This window comes from Psychromonas sp. SA13A (genome assembly GCF_011378715.1).
GTDB lineage: Bacteria > Pseudomonadota > Gammaproteobacteria > Enterobacterales > Psychromonadaceae > Psychromonas.
This window is the reverse complement of record NZ_WTKU01000001.1, coordinates 595,459-614,733: the sequence shown is the minus strand read 5'-3', so window position 1 is coordinate 614,733 and position 19,275 is coordinate 595,459. Positions and strand designations below refer to the sequence as shown.

Sequence of the window (19,275 nt, the reverse complement as noted above, 5' to 3'; positions counted from 1 at the left end):
CTATATACGCTTTGTTATGTCTATAGGGTTCCAGCTAGAGTTGTCGCTATAAAGAGAGTTGTTAATGTTAAGCAAAATATTTATCCGATTTACATCTTTATTGATCTGTACTTTTTTAACTTCCTTACAAGCGCAAGCCGCTGAGAATAATATGAATTCATTTGAGGTGCTCGAACAGTCCATTACTAAAAGTCCAAATGATACGCGCCAATATCAAGTGATTCGTCTGGCCAATCAATTACAAGTATTACTGATTTCTGATCCTGATTTGGAAAACAGTGCTGCATCTTTATCAGTGCCAATTGGCAGTATGCATAACCCAGAGAATCAGCTTGGTTTAGCACATTATTTAGAGCATATGCTGTTCCTCGGCTCTGAAAAATATCCGGTGATTAATGAGTACAGCAAGTTTATGAGCCAAAATGGAGGCTATACCAACGCTTATACCGCACAGGATGCAACTGTGTATGGTTTTGAGGTTAATGATAGTGCATTGCCAGAGGCATTAGACAGGCTAGGTGATGTTATGCGTGCTCCACTGCTTGATGAAAAATATGCTGAAAAAGAGCGTCATACGGTTAATGCAGAGCATAAAACCTATTTTGATAACGACATGAGAAAGTTGTATGCGTTACAGCGTTATTCATTAAACCCTGAACATCCCATGGCGCGTTTTAGTACTGGTGATTTGAGTACCCTTAGCGATAAACCAGGTAGTAATTTACAACAAGAACTAGAGTTGTTTTTTAAGCAAAATTATTCTGCTAATACCATGAAAGTGGCAATGACTAGCCCGCGTTCATTAGCTAATATGCAGAAAATTGCGGTTAAATATTTAACTCAAATTCCTAATAACAATGTAACTAAACCTGTACTGATCACGCCTTTATTAACAGATAAGCAATTAGCGTTAGAAGTGCAAATGAAACCAACTGCGGATCTGAAATTGTTACAAGTTAACTTTTTAGTACCGAGTGTGAAAGATGAATATATGTATCAACCTGGTGGTTACATTAGCCGATTATTGGGTTCTGATCATAAGGGTGGTTTATCGGACTATTTAAAAAATATTGGTTTAGTAGAGTCGGTGAGCGCAGGTTTCTATGCTGGCCATAGTGAGCAGTATTCTCAGTTTACTATGAGCTTTAAACTTACCGAAAAAGGTCTTAAGGATCAAGATATTGTGCTGGCGAGTTTATTTGCTTATATCAACCTGATCAAAGAACAGGGGATCAATGAATTACAATATTCAGAGCAGAAAAAGAGCCTAGATAATTACTTTAAATTTTTACCAAAAAGGGCTGGTTTTAATTACGTAATGTCTCTGTCTGCCAATATGCAGCACTATCCATTGCAAGATTTACTTTCTTATTCGTTTCGTTTAGATGGATTCAACCCTAAATTCATTAAGCAATTAGTAGATTACTTAACGCCAGAAAATAGTCGTATTTTTGTCATGTCACCGAATGCAATTGTTAACACACCGATCCCTTTCTACCAAGGTCAGTATGCACAGGCGAAGATAAAAAAATCGCGTTTGCAGCAATGGTTAACCTCAGCGAAAAAAATTCAATCAAAAATGATATTACCAATTAGCAATGATTGGTTACCTGAAAATTTAAGTTTAGTTAAAGAACAAAGTAATAATCAAGCGATAGCACTAGTGAAGGAGTCGGGTTTATCGGTGTGGTTTAAGCAAAGCCAATTAAAAGAGCCAAAAGGCATTTTAAACCTACAACTCAATAACAACCTGAATGATCAAAGTCCTCAAGCCAGAGTACAAATGAGTTTATTGTTAAATATTTTGCAGAAACAGCTCTCTGAATTGAGTTTTGTTACGCAAGAAGCTGGCCTAAGCTTTTCCATTAGTAGTAATGAAGGTTTATTGATTACTACCAGTGGTTATAGCGACAAACAAATTAAATTATTACAGATGTTATTAGATCATATTAAAGAGATGTCAGTTGATCAGCAATCTCTGCGTCTTGCAAAACAAGAGCTGACACGTCGTTTCAATAATAAATCTAAAACAAAGGCAATGGACTTAGGCTTAGATGGATTTAGAAAAATTATTCGTCAACCATCTTGGTCTGACCAGACTCTATTATCTCAAATCGATACAGTAACCAGCGAGCAACTAGTTACTTTAGCTAAACAAATGTTTTCTCAATCTAGTGTGCGTTTATTAGCCCTAGGTAATTTTTCAACATTAGATGTATTGCAATTGACAGCAAAATTGAAGCTGAAAATAAAAATTCAGCCTAATGCTTTTTATCAAATCAAACGTGTTAATGCAGATCCTGAAAAAGGAGCATTAAACTTTATACGAAATTCTGCATTAGAGGATGATGCCTTGGTTAGTGTGTATTTAGCAAAAAACCAAGATCCTACTTCATTAGCAAAAGCAGAGTTATTGAATAAACTACTTAAACCTGCTTTTTATGACCAAATTCGAACTCAAGAGCAGTTGACGTACTCACCCTTTACTGCCAGTTTTGAAGTGAATGATAGTGTTGCTTTTGGGTTGTTCACACAAAGTCCAGCTATTGGAAGTGCCGCTTTATATGAACGTTTTAAGGCCTTTTTAGAAAGCTTTAAAACAACGTTAGCTGCAACGGACGAAAGTGACTTTGAGGACATTAAAAAAGCGCATATAGCTAACTACTTAGCTAAACCAAGTAATTTAAGTGGAGAGTTTTCTTATCTTATTAATGAATGGATGAGCAATAAAGAAGCTATTGATACAAAACGCTTACATGTTGCTATGTTGGAGTCAGTGACATTACAACAAGTACAACAATATTATGCTGATTTATTCTTTGATGAGGCACAAACACAACAAGTTGTGGTACAGATAAAAGGTAAAAAATTCAGTCAAGATAAAGCTTTAGACTTAACACCGCAAGTACTGATCACTAATGTAGATCAACTCCCTAAGCAATAAAAACTTATAAAAATTCATAAAAAGCATCGATCGTTAGTTATTGATGCTTTTTATTTTTTTACAGATCTTCTTCCCCACATACAACGTATTTGATACGGGCTCTGTTGCCTTTAATTCTCTGCTAAACCTATTCACATGTTGGATTTATAAATAGTGCAGATCAATTGTTAAAGTCCGCCTCTCAATATGACTTAACCTCGACTAGGGATGATTAAAGTTATTTATATCAACAAGTTGAACTTGATACTTTACAGTGCGAATTGATATTGTGATACCGAGTCGAGAGTAATTAAATTAAACGAAAAATAAATAAATGACAAAGAAGGATAGAAAAATGAAAAAATTGCTACTTACTGCAGCCATCACTATAACGATACCATTTGCCGCACAAGCTCGAAGTGAGTTTGTTGAAGGTGATGCAACGCTTGCTGGGGAAGCTGAATTAGGTGCAACTTTGACTACGGGTAATACGGATACTGCTTCGTTTAAAGGTCGTCTAGCGTTGAAGCAAGAATTAGGAAACTGGGAAAATGATTATCTATTTGAAGGGTTATACAAAGAAGACGAAGACGAAGTAACGGCAAAACGTTATTTATTGGGTGCGCAAGGTGGTTATCAACTTGATGACGTGAGTTATTTATTTGCTAGTAGCAATTATGAAGTTGACCCTTTTACTGGCTATGATTTTACTTCAACTACTGCAGTTGGTTACGGATATCGCTTTATTGATAACAATACCATGACTTTGAAAGCAGAATTAGGTCCTGGTTATATTTACCAAAAACTTGATCGCGAGTCAGCATTGGAGGAAGGGCATGATAGTGAAGCAAATGCTGTTGCACATGGTGTAGTTGATTTTCAAATGAAAATTAGTAATTCTTCTAAATTCCAACAAAAATTTGTTGCTGACTGGGGAAGTAAAATAAAAGGGCGTTCAGATACTTCATTAACCGCTAATATTATTGGTGCATTAGCAATGAAGTTTGCCATTATTGTTCGTTATAACAGCAAACCGTTGGATGATAAAAAGAGTACTGATACTGAAACGAATATGACATTATTGTACGCATTCTAACAGCCACATCACCATTTTAATGAATTTTAATTGAGAGGTTAGCATTGCTAGCTTTCTCTTTTTATAGGCTTTTTTTCTGCAATTATTAGCACCTCTATTATTATTTTTCCTTTTATTTTTCTTATAGCTGACGTTTTTTCCTTGTTATAGAACGGGTATACTCTGCGTTCATTTCATCCATAAGGTTTTTATCTATGCGCCCAAGTAATCGAGCACCCGAGCAACATCGTGACATCAAAATTACGCGTCACTATACCAATTATGCGGAAGGCTCAGTGCTAATTGAAGTAGGTAATACTAAGGTGTTATGTAATGCGACTGTTTCAAGTTCTGTACCGCGCTTTTTAAAAGGTAAAGGTAAGGGCTGGGTGACCGCTGAATATGCTATGTTGCCACGTGCGACACATAACCGTAATAATCGTGAAGCTGCGCAGGGAAAGCAAGCTGGTCGTACATTAGAGATACAACGTTTAATTGCACGTTCTCTACGAGCAGCAGTAAACTTAAAAGCTTTGGGAGAAAACATGATCACCGTTGATTGTGATGTTATTCAGGCCGATGGTGGAACTCGTACCGCTTCAATTACAGGGGCTTGTATTGCTTTAGCTGACGCACTTAATTGGATGGTTGCTCAAGGTAAGCTGAAAAAAAGCCCGTTAAAACAGATGATAGCAGCAATCTCTGTTGGTATTTATAAGGGCTTACCTGTATGTGATTTAGATTATGCGGAAGATACTAATGCAGAAACTGATATGAATGTTGTGATGACAGAAACCGGTGGCATGATAGAAATTCAAGGTACTGCTGAAGATGGTGCATTTAGTCATGAACAGTTATTAGCTATGTTAAGCTTAGCTAAAGGCGGTATTGAACAATTAGTGATGGAACAAAAACAAGCATTAAACATGGAGTAGAAAATGAAAGATTATCAAAAAGAATTTATTGAATTTGCAATTGAGAAACAAGTACTAAAATTTGGTGAATTTACCCTAAAATCTGGGCGTATTAGTCCGTATTTCTTTAATGCAGGTTTATTCAATACAGGCCGAGATCTTGCGCGTTTAGGGCGTTTTTATGCCGCTGCATTACAAGACTCTGGCATTGCTTATGATCTATTATTTGGACCTGCTTACAAAGGGATCCCAATCGCGACAACAACTGCGGTTGCCTTATCTAATGATTATGATTTAGATATTCCTTATTGTTTTAATCGTAAAGAAGCAAAAACACATGGAGAAGGCGGTAGTTTAGTTGGTTCTGAGTTATCCGGTAAGATTATGTTGGTGGATGATGTGATCACTGCCGGGACTGCTATTCGCGAGTCAATGGACATTATTAATGCCAATCACGCGCAACTAGCAGGGGTGTTAATTGCATTGGATCGCCAAGAAAAAGGCAAAGCTGAGTTATCAGCAATTCAAGAGGTTGAGCGTGATTATGATGCAAAAGTGATTTCAATTGTACAACTTGCGGATGTGGTGAACTACCTTGAAACCTTGCCTGAAATGCAACAACACTTACAATCTGTACAAGCTTACCGTGTTAAATATGGTATTTAATTCTTAGCTTAGTTATTAGCTTAGTTATTGATTCATATCTAGAAAAAACACTAAAAATAAAGGCAAGGTAATCAATTACCCTGCCTTTATTTTTGTTTAGCCCCTTTTCTATCTTATCTGTCGTAAATGTTAAATGTTAAATGCTAAATCTTAAATTGATTCACTATTTTCTCTAGCTCAGTGGCTAATGAGTCGACCATCTCACTGCATTTATCAATGTTGCCATAGCTTAACTGCATTTCAGTATAACCATCTTGTATATGTAACATATTGCGGTTTATCTCTTCTGTAACACTACTTTGTTCCTCAGCTGCAGTTGCTATTTGCTCATTCATTTGGCTAATTTCTTGAATGCTATGAGTGATCAGTAAGATATCCTGTCCTGCTTGCTTAGCATCATCAACACTTTTATTAACCATGTCGATACCGTTACTCATTGCCTTTTGTGCATCCTTAGAGCTTGATTGCAGCTCAGTGATCATTATCTCTATTTCGTTGGTGGATTCTTTTGTTTGTAAGGCCAAACTACGTACTTCATCGGCAACCACTGAGAAGCCTCTTCCATAATCACCTGCTCGTGCAGCTTCAATTGCAGCGTTGAGAGCTAATAGGTTTGTTTTCTCTGAAACCTCATTAATTACACTTAAGAATTTTCCAATGTTGATAACAGAGCCATTTAACTTGTCGATCACCGCTGATGCATTACGTAACTCGATGGATAAGTTACTGATATTTTCAATCGTTTCTTCAACTTCATGATTACCATGTTGGCTCTGTGTATTGGCTTTTTCTGTTTCAGTTGAAGCATGTATTGCATTACGCGCAATATCATTAACGGTACTGTTCATTTCAGTGGTGGCAGTAACAACTTGTGTTACTTGCTCGGTACCACTATTTATTTTTCCTTCAATAATATGATTGTTTTTAATGTTTTCAGCTAAATTATTCTTGAGTGCATTAGAGGTATGTTGAATCTTATTGACCAGCCCTTGCAGATGTTCAACCAACTTGTTGATTGTTGAGCTGATATCTCCTAATTCATCTTTACTATTAACGTCGATACGCAGGGTGAGGTCATTATCTGTTGTAATACTGATTAGTTTACTAGTGATTTCATGGATGCCTTTATGTAATTGGTTAGCAATATAAAAAGACAATAACAGTATCAGTGCAAATGAAATTAAAATAATGATCGTAAGTGAAATTAAGTAAGTTTCTTTCTCTGATATAAGTTGTTGATTATTTTCACGTAAATTATCAAGTAGTGCTACTTCGACAGCTTTTAATAAGTTTATTTTTTGAGTGATCGTATCAAACCAAACCTTTGGGTCAGTCTTAAAGGTGCCTTTATCAAGGTTATCTAGTGCAAGGTTTTCATAGTCTTTTACATTGTTTAAAGCTTGCTCTGTGAGATTTTTTTGGTAAATAGCGAACTGTTCTTTTGTTGCATGTGCTTTGAATTTATCGAGATAAACTGCCTGCTCAGCTAATAAACTAATAAATTTTTGTAATAATGTAGGGGTAAAGCGATCGATAGAGAAAACGTTACTGAGTACTGCCCGTTCGATACCCGCACGTTCTTTATGTTGTAAAAAACTACCAACCGTAACCGCTGATATAGCCAGTTTCGAACTTTGATTTTCATTGGCTGTGTTATTGATAATGGATAGCAGTAGCGCATTCAGGTTTGAATAGAAAGCGACTTCATCGCTAACGCTGATAGATAAGTTATCAACCTGTTGGCGTAAACTAGGTAGTTTATCTAATTGTTGGTTCACTTTGGTAAAGAGAGTCGTTAATTGTGGTGTAAGTGATGCTGAAGTTATAAAAGCTTGTAAGTCTTTATTTTTTTGATCCGTGGTTTGACGATGCTGTTCGATTGCTTTTTGAAATTTTTCACCTTTTGAAGATAGGTAACCAGCCGAGGCACCACGTTCTTTTTGTAGTTCATGAACCAAGAGCGAGCTTACTGCTGCAGAATTTGTAAGTATTAACATTTTCTCTAGCATTACTTTTTCTTGGTAGGCTTGTATATAGTTACTACCTGCAAAGCTGATAAAGCCCATTAGGGGTAATAATGTGAGGGCTAAAAGCTTACCGCGAATTGAAATATTATTGATAAAAGTGAGCATGTTTTATCCTGGCTTAAAAAGTATGTAGTAACAGTAGGGTAAAAAGTAAATTTTTCCACATATCAGTCAAAAAATATAACAATATAATAACAATATAACAACAAGAAAGAGGTAGGTGGGGTTTGCTAACTAGTAGTAATAATTTCATAAAATAGTTGATTGATGTTGTTAGTTAAAATACATCACTTATGTGTATGAAACGTTTAAGGAACTTTATAAAACGAACAACCATTTGACTCAATAATTGCCTTAAACTCAATTCTTTTTCTACTAATTCAAGTTATGCACTTATGATCTGAATCCAAGTAATAAAAAACGCCACTGAGAAAAAATTATCAGTGGCGTTGAAGAATAAATAAACGTAATCGTTTGATTTATTAATTAGCGATTAAGCTTTGGTCGCATTTACCTTTAATGCTTTTTCTTCGTCAAATTCAGGAACCTTTTCATGTTCGCTGGCAATGAAGGAATAAATTACCGGTAAAATAAACAGCGTAAATAAGGTGCCGATCGACAAACCGGCCACAATTACAACACCAATACCAAAGCGGCTAACTGCACCTGCACCGGTTGCAAATAAAAGTGGAACCAATCCAGCTACCATTGCGGCGGTGGTCATTAAAATAGGACGTAAACGAACAGCCGCGGCCGTTTTTACAGCCTCTATCTTATTTAAACCATGGTGTAATTGCTCTTCTTTTGCGACTTCAGCAATTAAAATACCATGTTTAGTTATCAAGCCAACTAAGGTTATCAAACCTACCTGAGTATAGATGTTCATTGTGGCGGCGCCCCAAGCAAGCACAACAAGCGCACCACTAATTGCTAACGGAACCGTCATTAGAATCACTAATGGGTCTCGAATACTTTCAAATTGACTTGCAAGTACTAAGAAAATGATGAACAAAGCAAGTAAGAAAGTGACATATAAAGCGCCGCCTTCAGTTACAAACTGACGTGCTTCACCGAGGTAATCGTGGCGATAACCCTGCGGCAGTTTAGTGGTCGATAACTCTTCAAAGAAGTCTATCGCTTCACCCATAGTGCTACCAGGGGCTAATACAGCACCGATTGTTGCACTATTAAGTTGATTAAAGTGCGGTAAAGAACGCGGTTCTGCCGTGATATCAATACTAATCAACTCACTTAACGGTACCATGTCATTATTTTGTGCTCGAACAAAAAAGTCACCTAGTTTATCTGGTGATAAACGATATTTACGCTCAACTTGTGCAATCACTTCATAGCTTCGTCCATCTAAATCGATACGATTTAAATAACCATCACTTAATAAGGTGCCCAAGGTGATACCAATATCCTGCATCGTAATCCCGTAGGCTCCAGCTTTATCACGGTCCATACTAATATTCATCGTCGCTGAGTCAAAGGCAAGGTCGAGCTCTGAGTAAACAAAAGTAGAGTTAGCTTGTGTTGCTGCTAATACATCGCTGGCAATACTCACTAAACTTTGGAATGGATTAGACGTTGTTATTACAAATTGTACTGGTAAACCACCTGATGAACCTGGTAATTCAGGCATTTGAAACGCCGTTGTCGCCATTGATGGAATAGCGTTGAATGCAGGTGTCATGGTCGCTGAAAGTTGTTTTGGATCCTTGTCGCGTTGACTCCATGTTTTCATGATAGCGATACCAAATGCTTGGTTAGCATTAGGAATACCAGACATGGCTAAGCTACTCTCTACCTCTGGTTGATCTGAAATTATATCAGTGACTAAACGCATACTATTTTCAATAAAGTCTAAATTCGCATTCGCGGGTGCTTTAGACATCATCATCAATGCACCTTTATCTTCAGTTGGTGCTAGTTCAGAAGGAATATATTTAAATAGCATTGGTAGCGAAGCAAAAACCAGTAATGCAAAAATAATTACAGCAGGGCGACGCAACATCAGGATGTTTAATGCGCGGCTATATTTATTAGTTAACCCCGTTAATACAGAATCAACAGTACGCTCAAAACGATTTGGTTGATGATTAATTTTCAACATTTTACTACACATCATGGGTGATAATGTGAGTGCCACGATGCCCGAAACAAATACAGCGCCAGCCAAAGTCAAAGCAAATTCAGTAAATAACGAACCTGTTATCCCACCCATTAAAGCGATAGGTGCATATACTGCGGCTAATGTAATAGTCATAGAAATAACCGGAACCGCAATTTCACGCGTACCAATAATTGCTGCACGGAAAGGTTCTTCACCTGCTTTGATATGACGGTCAATATTTTCTACTACCACAATCGCATCGTCGACCACCAAACCAATGGCTAATACCATAGCTAATAGCGTCATGAGATTTATGGTAAAGCCAAATATTTGCATTACAACAGCAACACCAATTAGCGATAGCGGAATGGTAATGATTGGAATGATAACGGCACGCCAAGAACCTAAGAATAAGATCATTACGATCAATACAATTAAGCCTGCTTCAGCGATAGTTTTTATTACTTCATTAATTGATTCTTCGATGGCAATTGTAGAGTCATATAAAACTTTCATTTTAATTGAGCTTGGGTTGCTGGCATCTAAAGCCGGTAACATGAGCCTTACATCTGCTGTGATATCAAGTGGGTTTGCTGTGGGTGCAGCATCAATCGCAACGACTACCGCATCATCGCCATTGGCCATTGCACGGTAAGTATCGTGACTTTTTTCAAGTGATACGCGCGCTATATCTTGTAAATGAATGGTTTTTCCATTTTCACGTGTTGCAATGATTAGGTTTTCTAGCTCGGCTGCGTTTTTAACTTGAGTTTCAGAGCTACCGTTAAATAGAGTGAAATAACCCATCGCCTGCCCAGAGGCCGACTGAATATTATTAGCCTGTAAGATAGTCACAACTTCAGCTGTACTTAATCCAAAACCAGCCATGCGTTCAGGATCTAACCAAATTCGTAAAGCAAACTTAGTACCACCATATAAGTTAACCTTAGCAACACCATTAATACTAAATAATTGCGGCTTAACAACGCGTTCTAGGTAATCTGTGATTTGACTAGAGTTTAAATCGTCGCTTGAGAAAGCAATGTAGATAACTGAAGTCGTAGAGCCAGTACTGACATCAATAGTCGGATCTTCAGCTTCACTAGGTAGTTGTGAACTTACACTGTTTACCTTTGCTAGAATATCCGCCACAGCGCCACTAGGTTCAGTATTAAGTTTCATATTCACTGTAATAGTGGAGCTACCCATAAAACTTTGTGAGCTGATAAAATCGATATTATCGGCCTGTGCAATAGCTTGTTCAATAGGTTGAGTAATAAAGCCCTGTATTAAGTCTGCATTTGCGCCATAGTAGCTGGTGGTTACTTTAACCACAGTATTGGTCATATTTGGGTATTCGCGTACCTGCATTTTAGTCAGTGCTTGAATACCTAATAACACAAGAAGCAAACTCAGCGAGATGGCTAAAACGGGACGCTTTATAAAAATATCTGTAAATTTCATGCCATCACCTACAATGCTGGAAGAACAGAGGGAGTATTAAGGGCTTGTGATTCAACGATTTTAACTCGTGAGCCATTACTTAAACGAACTTGACCGCTAGTTGCAATCACATCGTTTTCTTTTAAACCCGTTAAAACATGTACTTTGTCTTCTTTACTTTTACCTAGTGTCACGATTTGTTGTTTCGCTTGTAAGAACGTTTTTCCATCGTCTGTTGTTTGTTCTGTTATGACATAAACAGTTTCACCGTAAAGTGTGTAATTAATGGCAGTTGAAGGGATGATTATTTGCTTTTCAACGGTGGGTAAAATGATATTCGCTTTAGCAAACATACCCGAACGCAGTATTTGTTCATCATTTGGAATTGATGCTTGTATTTGAATGACACCACTTTGGTAGTTTACGGCAGGTTCAATAGCAGAAATCACACCGGTAAAAGAAGTATCAGGACGTGCATCAACAAATACATTCATTGCTTGACCAATATGCACTTTATTGAGGTCATTTTGAGCAATAGTAAAACGCATTTGCATGCGACTAATATTTTCTAAACGCACAATATCTGTACCACTCGCAAGATATTGGCCTAAAAATACATTACGTAACCCTGCAATGCCGGAAAAAGGTGCTCGAACGGTACGAAGGCTGATAGTTGCTTGATAACTTTCTATTTCACCCTGTAAAGCAAGGAATTCAGCTTCAGCGTCATCCACTTGCCCCTGTGAAACAGAACCTCTTGTTGATAATGATTTCATTCGTTTGTAGTTACGTTCAACTGCGGGCATACGACCTTTTGCAGCTTTTAAGTTAGCTTGTTCTACTTCGCTATTTAGGTAGATGATAGGATCATCTTTTTGTAGGTTTTGACCTGATGTAAAGCTAATTTTAGTCACTTTACCGGCCACTTCATTGGCAACCGTTACACCTTGGATAGGCTCAATAAATCCAATCGCACGTAAATGAGGAGTCCAATCTTCCAATTTAACCGTTGTGGATGTGACTGGAAACTCAGGAATAGGGCGAGAGGCAAGAAACTCTTTAATTTTTTGTGCCTTAAACATGTTAAAGCCGATAACACTGCCAAATACGAGTATCGCCAAAACGATGGCTGAAGCTATCCATTTTTTCATTATGTTAGTCCTGTTGGTTAAAATTTGGGTTTTGAATAATTGCCCATGAAGCTTCTCTCACTTGATCTAACTCATGTTGATCAAAAGTAAGCTCATTGCGTATGATTCTTTTTGCTAGGTTAATTGAAGTATCAAAGCTGACTGCCATTAAGGCTAAGAGCTGCCAATCTAAAAATCGTGCTGTTGTTACGCCTTGTTGGTAAAAATCAATAAGACGCTTAAACGCAATATCGTCTAATAATGTTATTTTTGCTTGGTTGATATTAGGCACGCAATGTAGCATTTCGATGACAATCAGACGCTTCGGGTTTGCTAGTACCGCATTAAATACATTATTCCACATTAAATCGTACTTTTGTTTTACAGTGAAGCTATCTTCCCAACCAGTAAAAACATCATTAGCGGCTTCTTTACGAATAAACGCTTGAAGGGCATCCATTAATGCCTCTTTATTTTCAAAGTAACGATAAATAGTGCCTGCTGCAACACCTGCAGTTTCTGCTAAATGGTGCATCGAAAAGGCATAAAAACCATGTTGTGCAAGAATGCTCTCTGCTGCATTTAGAATTTGAGTGCGTTTATCCATAGGTCTACAACTGAAAATGAATGAACGTTCATTATCGTTTACTGAGACATTATTGCAATGAAAAATCTAAATATTTCTAAAATAAACCTCTAATGCTATAATTTTTATCGCTTTTTTATTTTAAATACGGCCATTATTAGGCGTTTAATTTTGCTTAGCTTCTTGGTTAATTATTTCTGCTTTGACCTTTTTCTTCGAAATAATCTATAAAAGAAATGATGCTCAGTTATTGGCTTGCACTAGCTTTCAGTTAAAAGATAAGTAGAATCAAACTGTTTTTTTATTTTTTAGGACATGTCATGAAATTAAATCCTGGACAAGATGCCGCAGTGAAAATGATCTCGGGACCTTGCTTGGTACTCGCCGGTGCAGGTAGTGGTAAAACCCGTGTTATAACCAATAAAATAGCTTATTTAGTACAGCACTGTGATTACCATGCAAAAAATATTGTGGCTGTTACTTTCACTAATAAAGCGGCTCGAGAAATGAAAGAGCGCGTTAGTCAAACCTTAGGACGAAAAGAGTCGCGTGGATTGATGGTGTCTACTTTCCATTCATTGGGCCTAGAAATTATTAAACGTGAAGTGAAAACACTGGGTATGAAAGCCGGTTTCACCTTGTTTGATGATCAAGATACGTTAGCTTTATTAAAAGAACTGACTGAAAAACAACTCAAAGAAGATACTGACCTTTTAAAAGCGTTAGTGACACAAATCTCAAATTGGAAGAATGCATTAATATTGCCACCTCAAGCGATTAAACAAGCAAAAGGTGAGCGTGATGTTATTTTTGCTCATTGCTACGATTTATATCAACGTCAGCTAAAAGCTTACAATGCCTTAGACTTTGATGATCTTATTGTTTTACCGACTTTATTGTTGAAACATAAAGATGAGGTGCGCTTACGTTGGCAGAAAAAAATTCGCTATTTATTAGTGGATGAATACCAAGATACCAACACGAGCCAGTATGAATTAATTAAATCCTTGGTGGGTGAGCGAGCTCGCTTCACCGTGGTAGGGGATGATGATCAATCTATCTATTCTTGGCGTGGTGCTCGACCAGAGAACTTGGTATTGCTGCAACGAGATTTTCCACAGTTAAAAGTGATTAAACTAGAACAAAACTATCGCTCTAGCCAACGGGTGTTAAAAGCGGCTAATGTATTAATTGCTAATAATCCGCATGAATTTGATAAACGCTTATTTAGCGAATTAGCCTACGGCGAGTCAATCAAAGTTTTATTTGCTAAAAATGAACAACATGAGGCTGAACGTGTGGTGATGGAACTGTCGGGCCATAAATTTATGAACGGAGCTAACTTTAAAGACTATGCCGTATTGTACCGTGGTAATCACCAAAGTCGTTTATTAGAAAAAGTGATGATGGAAAACCGTATTCCTTACAAAATAAGCGGTGGAACCTCCTTTTTTGCGCGCAGTGAAGTGAAAGACATCATGGCGTATTTAAAGCTGCTAGTTAATCATGATGATGAAAATGCCTTTATTCGTGTGGTCAATAAACCACCCAGAGGCATTGGTGCCGTGAGTCGTGAAAAGTTAGGTAATTATGCTAATTTACGTCATATCAGTATGTTTGCTGCCAGCTTTGAAATTGGTTTAGAGCAAACCTTAAATGGCAAGGGGCTTCAGTCTGTACAAGCTTTTACAAGATGGTTAGTTGAATTAAATCATCGCTTGAAGACAGAGGATGATATTGATGTCGTTCGCGACTTAATTCGCGATATAGGTTATGAAGACTGGTTGTACGAAAGTAGCCCAAGCCCGAAGGCTGCTGAGATGCAAATGAAAAACGTATCGACATTATTCAAATGGGTCACTGAAATGCTCAAGGGTGATGATCTTGATGAAGAGATGACATTAGAGCAAGTGGTTGCACGTCTCACTCTACGTGATATGTTATCTCGTAATGAAAGTGAAGAAGAATTAGATCAAGTGCAGTTGATGACCTTGCATGCATCTAAAGGGTTAGAGTTTCCTTACGTATATATGATTGGTATGGAAGAAGGGTTATTACCTCATCAGGTCAGTATCGATGAAGACAATGTAGAAGAGGAGCGGCGTTTAGCGTATGTCGGTATCACGCGAGCACAAAAAGAATTAACTTTTACGCTAGCTAAGGAACGAAGTCAGTATGGTGAGGTCATTAAACCAACACCGAGTCGTTTTTTAAATGAATTACCACAGGAAGATGTGGAATGGGAAAGTGGCCCTAAAAAACGTACAGATGAGCAAAAAAAGCAATTGTCCGATAAAGGCATTGCGAGTTTGAAAGCATTATTTGATTAATAGTCTATATAATAAAAAAAACGAAACTTGATAGTTAAAAACTATTTTAAATAGGTTTTAACTATCACTTTGCAAATAATAAACGATTTTAACTATTGTCGTTTATTTTGCATAATAACTCCATCGCAGCAAGCAGCAGCTTGTTAGCAAACTTAAAACTACAATTGATAATTATTAGGAGCTACAAATGTTAGATAATATCGAAGGTCAAAGCGTACCAAATGTTACTTTCCCAACTCGTCAAGGTGATGAATGGGTAAATGTTTCAACTGATCAATTATTCAAAGGTAAAACAGTTGTTGTATTTGCATTGCCAGGTGCCTTCACTCCAACATGTTCTTCTACACATTTACCACGTTACAACGAGTTAGCGGGTGTATTTAAAAAGAATGGCGTAGACGATATTGTTTGTCTAAGTGTGAATGATACTTTTGTAATGAACGCATGGCTTGCAGACCAAGAAGCTGAAAATATTACAGTTGTACCAGATGGTACTGGTGCATTCGCTGAAGGCATGGGCATGCTAGTTGACAAAAGTGATATTGGTTTTGGTAAGCGTAGCTGGCGTTACAGTATGTTGGTTAAAGATGGCGTGATTGAAAAAATGTTCATCGAACCAAACCAACCGGGTGACCCGTTTGAAGTATCTGACGCTGATACAATGCTTAACTACATTAATCCAAATGCTAAAGCACCAGCTGCGGTAACTATCTTTACTAAGCCAGGTTGTCCTTTCTGTGCAAAAGCGAAGGCTGCACTGAAAGATAATAATATCGGCTTTGAAGAAATCGTATTGGGTACAGATGCAACGACTGTAAGCTTAAGAGCGGTATCAGGGCAAACTACAGTGCCACAAATTTTTGCCGATGGTAAACATATTGGTGACAGTGAAGCAGCTATCGCTTACGCAAATAGCTAATTAGAACAGTTTTAACTGCTCGATTATCATCAAAAGCGTATGTTCTTTGATAAGACATACGCTTTTTTTAAATCCAAAATTCAAGAAATCAACAAAATTGGGAAACAATATGAAGCAAATTAATGTACAAGTTGCCGTGATCGGTGGTGGAACAGCTGGTTTAGCCGCTTACCGAGCAGCTAAAGAAAAAACAGACTCAGTGGTATTAATTGAAGGTGGAAAATTTGGTACTACCTGCGCTCGTGTTGGTTGTATGCCAAGCAAACTATTAATTGCTGCAGCTGAAGCGGCGCATAGTGCTGCACATACTGAACCCTTTGGTGTTTTTGTTGATGGTGATGTGCGAGTTGATGGCAAAAAAGTGATGCAACGAGTACGTGATGAACGTGACCGTTTTGTGGGTTTTGTTGTTGAAGCGGTAGATGAAATTGACGCGAATGATAAATTAATTGGTAAAGCGACATTTGTATCTGAAACACAATTAAAGATAGATGAGCATACGCTTGTTAATGCGCAGCGCATTGTTATTGCGACAGGGTCTCGTCCAAGTTATCCAGGAGTATGGAATGATCTCGGTGATCGACTTGTTGTTAATGATGATGTGTTTGATTGGATGGATTTACCCAAGTCTGTAGCCGTATTTGGTCCTGGAGTGATTGGATTAGAGCTAGGGCAATCGTTGCACCGTTTAGGTGTTGAAGTTTTAATGTTTGGTATGGGTGGACAAGTCGGCCCATTTACTGACCCTGAAGTGATGGCTTACGCAGAAAAAGCATTTAGTGATGAGTTTTATTTGGATGCAGATGCCAACGTAAAAAATATGCAACGCAAAGGTGATTTAGTTGAAATTACTTATATTGATAAACAGGGCGTTGAACAAATTAAAGAAGTTGAATATGTATTAGCGGCAACGGGGCGTCGTCCAAATATTGATAATTTAAATATAGAGAGTGTTAAATTAGAAAGTGATGATCGCGGTGTACCAATTGCCGACCCATATACAATGCAAACTTCAGTATCGACTATTTTTATTGCTGGTGATGCGAGTAATCAAATTCCATTATTACACGAAGCAGCTGACCAAGGTAAAATAGCAGGCAGTAATGCGGGAGTTTACCCAAATATTCGCGTTGGATTACGCCGTTCATCGATTGCTGCTGTATTTACCGATCCACAATTAGCGATGGTTGGTCTTAGTCATAAACAGATAACAGAGAAGTTTTCTGGCTGTGGATGTTTTGAAACTGGTAGCGTTTCCTTTGAAAACCAAGGCCGCAGCCGTGTGATGTTAAAAAATAAAGGGTTATTAAACCTTTACGGTGAGCAAGGCACAGGGCGTTTTTTAGGGGCTGAAATTATTGGACCACAAGCTGAACATCTTGCACATCTTTTAGCTTGGGCACACCAGAACCGTATGACTATTTCGCAAATGTTAGATATGCCTTTCTACCATCCGGTTATTGAAGAAGGTATTAGAACCGCATTACGTGATTTGAATGCTAAATTAAAATTAGGCTCTGCAATGATCAACGAGTGTATGGAATGTGGTCCAGGTTGTTAATTAACAATAACCAGTAATCTTAATTTTTAGCGATAAGACGGTTAGTGAAAACTAACCGTTTTTTTGTGGGGAGTAGCTGAGATAATCTTTAACCATTTAGCTTTGCTGATTTACGGGTATAAGTAAGTTAGGATAAAACCGATAAATATCACTAAACCCACATAGTTATTATCTAGAAAAGCTTTAAAACAGGCTTTTTCGTCGCGACTTTTAATACTTTTTTGTTGCTGTAAAAAGAGTAAACCTGCCACTGCTAAAGCACCATAATAAAGCCAATTTAAATTCTCAATGAGACCGACAATCACTAACAAAACTAAGGTTATAAATTGTAATAGAGCAATAATTAACTTGTCATATTTCCCAAATAAGATAGCGGTAGATTTTATCCCAATTTTAAGATCATCTTCTTTATCAACCATGCCGTACATAGTGTCATAAGCGATAGTCCATGTAATATTAGCAATAAATAATAACCAGACACTACTCGATAGTATATTAGCTTGTGCTGCGTAGGCCATTGGAATTGACCAACTAAAAGCAATACCTAAAACAAACTGTGGTAAATGGGTAAATCGTTTCATAAAGGGATAAACAAACGCTAGGAACAGCCCTATAACAGACAATTGAATGGTCAGGTTATTTTGCGTTAATACCAATAAAAAAGAGCATAAAGATAAAAATAAAAATAAATACACGGCTTCTTTGCTGGTGGCTCTTCCTGAGGGTAATGGCCGATTTTTAGTTCGATTAACAAATCCATCCACTTTTCTATCGGCGAAGTCATTAATCACACAACCTGCACTACGCATAAAAAACACACCCAGACAAAAGACAATCAAGACATCGATATCAGGGAAACCTTGTGCCGCTATCCATAATGCCCATAAAGTAGGCCACAACAGAAGTAAGGTGCCGATCGGTTTATCAACACGCATTAACTCCAAAAAAGCTTGCCGTTTAGTGGCGTCTAAATAAATGATCATTGGTAAATTCCTGAAGCAGGTAAAAACACTTCGCTGACTAATAAAGGTTTATTTTCTATATAAAAAATAGATCGTCTTGCCCATAATGAATGTTCGCATGGCTGTTGTAGTGAAGCACTATACAGATGTAATGGAGAACCGACTGTAAACTCAGCAATTTCAATATTACTACGCTGCAGAGTTTTGTCTTGAAATAGAATTCTTCCTAAGGATTCAGAGCCAATATTCGCTAAGTTTTGTTGTTTGTTAGAGAGTGTACTGTAAGGGATTTCAGTTTGAGCGAACACATTAGGAATACCATCACAATATAAAAGTACCTCACGTACTAAGACTTGTTCTGGCGCGGGGAAATGTGGGGAAAGTGTTGCTTGCTCTGCATTCGTATTAAGCTGTTGCTTAACTTCTACCGAAAAATTTTGGCATTTTTGTTCAAGTTTTTTAGTCAAAGATGCTTCATCTAATAACCATGACAGAATGTAGTTAGTGCAATTTTTCGATTTACTATTTTCTTGCCATTGAGTTGATGACGCAATGTTAAGCATTTGATTAAACATACAAACCTTTAATTTAAAAAACCAGTTATTTTATCTGCCCACATCAAG

The 19,275-nt window shown here is 37.5% G+C and carries 13 protein-coding genes; 7 read left to right on the top strand and 6 right to left on the bottom strand.

From position 1 onward, the window contains the following. Positions 1-64: 64 nt before the first annotated feature. From GQR44_RS02630 to pyrE, 4 genes are all read left to right on the top strand, one after another. Positions 65-2,944: an insulinase family protein gene (locus GQR44_RS02630; protein WP_166368923.1), complete on the top strand. Its 2,880-nt coding sequence runs from the start codon at positions 65-67 to the stop codon at positions 2,942-2,944. 334 nt (positions 2,945-3,278) lie between these two features. Next, positions 3,279-4,019: a DUF481 domain-containing protein gene (locus GQR44_RS02625; protein WP_166368921.1), complete on the top strand. Its 741-nt coding sequence runs from the start codon at positions 3,279-3,281 to the stop codon at positions 4,017-4,019. Positions 4,020-4,213: 194 nt separating this feature from the next. Continuing rightward, positions 4,214-4,933 carry a ribonuclease PH gene (gene rph / locus GQR44_RS02620; RefSeq protein WP_028869270.1) on the top strand — a complete coding sequence of 240 codons (720 nt, stop codon included), beginning with the start codon at positions 4,214-4,216 and terminating at the stop codon, positions 4,931-4,933. A 3-nt stretch (positions 4,934-4,936) separates the two neighbouring features. Next, positions 4,937-5,578, top strand: coding sequence for an orotate phosphoribosyltransferase (pyrE, locus tag GQR44_RS02615; protein ID WP_166368919.1), 642 nt, complete (start codon positions 4,937-4,939; stop codon positions 5,576-5,578). Between the two features lie 143 nt (positions 5,579-5,721). Here pyrE and GQR44_RS02610 read toward each other — a convergent pair whose 3' ends face one another. The 4 genes from GQR44_RS02610 to GQR44_RS02595 all read right to left on the bottom strand — a co-directional run bounded on the left by GQR44_RS02610 (position 5,722) and on the right by GQR44_RS02595 (position 12,901). Beyond that, positions 5,722-7,710, bottom strand: coding sequence for a methyl-accepting chemotaxis protein (locus GQR44_RS02610; protein WP_166368917.1), 1,989 nt, complete (start codon positions 7,708-7,710; stop codon positions 5,722-5,724). A 388-nt stretch (positions 7,711-8,098) separates the two neighbouring features. Further along, on the bottom strand, positions 8,099-11,185 hold the full coding sequence (locus GQR44_RS02605; RefSeq protein ID WP_166368915.1) for a multidrug efflux RND transporter permease subunit: 3,087 nt from the start codon (positions 11,183-11,185) through the stop codon (positions 8,099-8,101). An 8-nt stretch (positions 11,186-11,193) separates the two neighbouring features. Further along, positions 11,194-12,315 (bottom strand): efflux RND transporter periplasmic adaptor subunit, encoded by a 1,122-nt coding sequence (locus GQR44_RS02600; RefSeq protein ID WP_166368913.1) that lies wholly within the window; start codon positions 12,313-12,315, stop codon positions 11,194-11,196. Between the two features lie 4 nt (positions 12,316-12,319). After that, positions 12,320-12,901: a TetR/AcrR family transcriptional regulator gene (locus tag GQR44_RS02595; protein WP_166368911.1), complete on the bottom strand. Its 582-nt coding sequence runs from the start codon at positions 12,899-12,901 to the stop codon at positions 12,320-12,322. Positions 12,902-13,200: 299 nt separating this feature from the next. On the opposite strand from GQR44_RS02595, the gene rep reads away from it, so the two are divergent. The 3 genes from rep (at position 13,201) to GQR44_RS02580 (ending at position 17,690) form a co-directional block, all read left to right on the top strand. Further along, a complete protein-coding gene (gene rep / locus GQR44_RS02590) occupies positions 13,201-15,210 on the top strand; it encodes a DNA helicase Rep (protein ID WP_166368909.1) in 2,010 nt (669 codons plus the stop codon). Between the two features lie 187 nt (positions 15,211-15,397). After that, entirely contained in the window at positions 15,398-16,129 is a 732-nt protein-coding gene (locus tag GQR44_RS02585; RefSeq protein ID WP_166368907.1) for a glutathione peroxidase, read from the top strand. 109 nt (positions 16,130-16,238) lie between these two features. Then, on the top strand, positions 16,239-17,690 hold the full coding sequence (locus tag GQR44_RS02580) for a dihydrolipoyl dehydrogenase (protein ID WP_166368905.1): 1,452 nt from the start codon (positions 16,239-16,241) through the stop codon (positions 17,688-17,690). A gap of 110 nt (positions 17,691-17,800) precedes the next feature. Here GQR44_RS02580 and ubiA read toward each other — a convergent pair whose 3' ends face one another. After that, positions 17,801-18,673, bottom strand: a complete 873-nt coding sequence (ubiA, locus tag GQR44_RS02575; RefSeq protein WP_166368903.1) for a 4-hydroxybenzoate octaprenyltransferase — start codon at positions 18,671-18,673, stop codon at positions 17,801-17,803. After that, a complete protein-coding gene (locus tag GQR44_RS02570; RefSeq protein ID WP_166368901.1) occupies positions 18,670-19,227 on the bottom strand; it encodes a chorismate lyase in 558 nt (185 codons plus the stop codon). The genes ubiA and GQR44_RS02570 overlap by 4 nt, the downstream gene beginning before the upstream one ends. Positions 19,228-19,275 lie beyond the last annotated feature (48 nt).

Bases quoted from the DNA above. Each gene is read 5' to 3' on its own strand.
- GQR44_RS02630 (WP_166368923.1), top strand. From the start codon at position 65: ATGTTAAGCAAAATATTTATCCGATTTACATCTTTATTGATCTGTACT.
- GQR44_RS02580 (WP_166368905.1), top strand. From the start codon at position 16,239: ATGAAGCAAATTAATGTACAAGTTGCCGTGATCGGTGGTGGAACAGCT.
- rep (WP_166368909.1), top strand. From the start codon at position 13,201: ATGAAATTAAATCCTGGACAAGATGCCGCAGTGAAAATGATCTCGGGA.
- GQR44_RS02585 (WP_166368907.1), top strand. From the start codon at position 15,398: ATGTTAGATAATATCGAAGGTCAAAGCGTACCAAATGTTACTTTCCCA.
- GQR44_RS02600 (WP_166368913.1), bottom strand. From the start codon at position 12,315: ATGAAAAAATGGATAGCTTCAGCCATCGTTTTGGCGATACTCGTATTT.
- GQR44_RS02625 (WP_166368921.1), top strand. From the start codon at position 3,279: ATGAAAAAATTGCTACTTACTGCAGCCATCACTATAACGATACCATTT.
- GQR44_RS02605 (WP_166368915.1), bottom strand. From the start codon at position 11,185: ATGAAATTTACAGATATTTTTATAAAGCGTCCCGTTTTAGCCATCTCG.
- ubiA (WP_166368903.1), bottom strand. From the start codon at position 18,673: ATGATCATTTATTTAGACGCCACTAAACGGCAAGCTTTTTTGGAGTTA.
- rph (WP_028869270.1), top strand. From the start codon at position 4,214: ATGCGCCCAAGTAATCGAGCACCCGAGCAACATCGTGACATCAAAATT.
- GQR44_RS02570 (WP_166368901.1), bottom strand. From the start codon at position 19,227: ATGTTTAATCAAATGCTTAACATTGCGTCATCAACTCAATGGCAAGAA.
- GQR44_RS02595 (WP_166368911.1), bottom strand. From the start codon at position 12,901: ATGGATAAACGCACTCAAATTCTAAATGCAGCAGAGAGCATTCTTGCA.
- GQR44_RS02610 (WP_166368917.1), bottom strand. From the start codon at position 7,710: ATGCTCACTTTTATCAATAATATTTCAATTCGCGGTAAGCTTTTAGCC.
- pyrE (WP_166368919.1), top strand. From the start codon at position 4,937: ATGAAAGATTATCAAAAAGAATTTATTGAATTTGCAATTGAGAAACAA.